Consider the following 2692-nt stretch of genomic DNA (forward strand, 5'->3'; position numbering starts at 1 on the left):
AGTGATATCACAGAACTCGGCAAAAAAGGTACGGGTACTTTAGTGTCGCAAGCCGATGTAGATGCCTTACATAGCCGGGTTACCATCACCTCCTGTGAGCTTTGTCATAAATATGATGCCTCAACCCAAGCCAACACCGAAAACCTGCCCCTGCAGAGTACTGTTGACACCGCCATGGCCAACGGCAAACTTGGCACAGCAGATGCGACCTGTATTGTCTGCCATGATTACAACATCACAGAACACGGCAATATCGATCATGTGGCAGAACTTAAGGTCACGGGAATCAGTAAATGTACTTCATGCCATGACAAGGACAATATTGGCGACAACGATACCTACATGGCCATCCACAACCAGAGTGGAAACGGCTGCGGAACCTGCCATACCAATCCTGACGGCGGCGGCGAACTCATTTCTCCATGGGAAATTAACTCTCCTGCCGGAGGGGACTGTGCGACATGTCATCCATTCTATGACACTGATTTTGCAACCGGACATCAGTTCGAGAATCACGATGTTATATCTGGACTCGTGAGCTGTCAAAGTTGTCACACTGGCGGCATCATGACACACATTCACGGCGACACCTTCAGTGCCGACTGTCAAAAATGCCATGCTGCATCAAATGACGGTACACTCATCACAGGCATAAACGGCTGGGGCAATGCAAGGAACCATTATATTGGCACCCCTGTTAACTGCGGCGGCTGTCACCAACCCCACGTTGCAAACTTTGCGACAGGCCATCTTCGCGAAGACCATGGTGGACTTTCTGACCACCCGGAATGCACCACCTGCCACACCGGCAATATCATCGTCAGTACATTAATTCACAATAACGACTGTGCCCATTGCCATACAAACATTATTGATGATGGAAGTTTAACGGCTGGTGTCAACGGATACGGAACAGCCTTGCTACCGGCTCCGAACACCTGCAAGACCTGCCACGCCACATATTTTGATGCCCATATTCACGGCACAGCCGGTGGCAGTGCAGAGCATAGTATAGCCGTCACCGCAACCGATCTGGCCCAGGAAGAGCCAGGTATTCAATGTGATTTCTGTCATCAGAGTCCAATCACCGATCTCTTGGCCTCCATGGAGGACATCAAGGATCTGCATAATGTGCCAACTAACGGCCCTGGATCCTGTGCGACCTGCCATCTGGCGAGTCGAGACATTAACGTTGATGCGCCAACGGGTACAACTATTGACCAAGTAGTACAACTTGGCGGTCAAATAGACTGCCTTGCCTGCCATCTGGATAAAAAAACACCTGTAATCCATTATATAGATCACGCCCTCTATGTTGCTCAAACTGCAAGCTGCACAACAGCTGATTGCCACACTGAGTCCAGCCTTGTAACTGGACTGCATGATGTTAAAAAGTGCTATACCTGCCACACCACATCGCATGTTCCGATTACCCTTATCAGTAATGCTGCCGGGAATACTGTTCCTGTACCAAATGCGTCTAATGAATGTATAACCTGCCATTCAGTCGGGTCACCCGTCCCACTTAACGACCACAACAATGCTACCTTGGCTGCACCCCAGCACAATATGCTCAGCATCGATGCCAACTGTGCCATCAACTGCCACTCACACCCGGGCAGTACATTTGCCGAGATTTACGCCTCCCATCAGTCAAGTTGTCTAGTATGCCACGGCAGCGGAGTTCAGAAAGTAAGAAATGCCATTGAAGCGGGTAGGACTCGTGGCGGCGAAACATCAATCACCTGTCAAACATGTCACCCAACAACTGGCTCCACCCAGCACGAGTTCGGTCATAATACCCTGAGCAACGCCACTTTCATTTTAAGAGATTGCAGCGGTTGTCATATCACCAATACTTTCACCGATATAGTTATCGCCCATAAAAACGATTGCAACCAATGCCACAGCTATACAGTAGATAAACCTTGTGATGTTGTTGACGACGAAGGATGTGCCTATGAAGGCACCTTTGCATCTGAAGTTCAGGATGCAATTGTCAATGGCATGGCAGGTAACCCGGTTAATTGCGAAAGCTGTCATCATTATAATTTGATTTACAAACCAATTTCACACACCACAGAAAAACCACCTCACATGGATCTCGTAAACATTCCGCCCTTGGTAACCTTTGAAGATCCTGCACCTGACTGTAGTATCTGCCATGTCCAGCCGTGGGGCGGTCACATGGATAACATGGAGACCCATGTTCTTTGCTCCCCTTGTCACTACAGTGTGGACCCAGGTGCAACCGGCGTAATCCACGTTATGGGCGACGGCTCCTCCGACACCTGTAAAAAATGCCACACAAGTGAGCGCCCAGAGGTCTTAGCATCTATTGCCAACGGTATCGCTGGCATGATCCAGGACTGCACCAACTGTCACGGACTGGAAGATACTCTGTACCACCCAACGCCACCAGACAACGGGTATAATGATACCCATGATATGATCAGCACAACAGGTAGCTGTACCACTTGTCACTTTCCAGCGGCTAATATGATAGACACCTATGCTATCCACGCAAACGATTGCGTGCCCTGTCACAGCATAAACGCCAGACAGGAAGCTCTTGATGCTGTGGCTGCCGGCGTCAGCACCAATATTACCCCACCACCTGCCCCAGTTGAGTGCGCCACATGTCATACAGTAAAAGTTCCAGACCACTCTCTTGATCTCAACAATGAGCATG

1 protein-coding gene is annotated in these 2692 nt (G+C 49.5%); it reads left to right on the forward strand.

What is annotated here, in order from left to right; genetic code table 11:
- The coding region (locus tag HQK80_04780) for a hypothetical protein (GenBank protein ID MBF0221536.1) at nucleotides 1-2692 on the forward strand (2692 nt) is incomplete at both ends.

Source organism: Desulfobulbaceae bacterium (assembly GCA_015231515.1).
Lineage (GTDB): Bacteria > Desulfobacterota > Desulfobulbia > Desulfobulbales > VMSU01 > JADGBM01.